1 protein-coding gene is annotated in these 327 nt (G+C 66.4%); it reads left to right on the top strand.

The features are described 5' to 3' along the window. Window positions 1-327, top strand: a 327-nt coding sequence (locus IB279_RS36845) for an aldehyde dehydrogenase family protein (protein ID WP_192341290.1), incomplete at both ends; no start/stop codon positions are given.

Below are 327 nucleotides of genomic sequence, written 5' to 3'. Positions count from 1 at the left end.
ATGCGCGCGCAGCGATCGCTGCCGCCAAGGCGGCGTTTCCGGCCTGGTCGCGCTCGGGTATTCTCGAGCGCCACGCGATCCTGAGGAAGACCGCCGACGAGATCCTTGCGCGCAAGGACGAACTCGGAAAGCTCTTGTCGCGTGAGGAAGGCAAGACACTGGCCGAAGGCATCGGCGAGACGGTGCGCGCCGGCCAGATATTCGACTTCTTCGCCGGCGAGTGCCTGCGGTTGGCGGGCGAGGTGCTGCCGTCGGCAAGACCCAATATCGGCGTCGAGATCACCCGCGAGCCGGTCGGTGTCGTCGGCATCATCACGCCCTGGAACT

This window comes from Ensifer sp. ENS06 (genome assembly GCF_014852205.1).
Taxonomy (GTDB): Bacteria; Pseudomonadota; Alphaproteobacteria; order Rhizobiales; family Rhizobiaceae; genus Ensifer; species Ensifer adhaerens.
The sequence above is the reverse complement of the archived record's forward strand: the minus strand, read 5'-3'. Positions and strand labels throughout refer to the sequence as shown.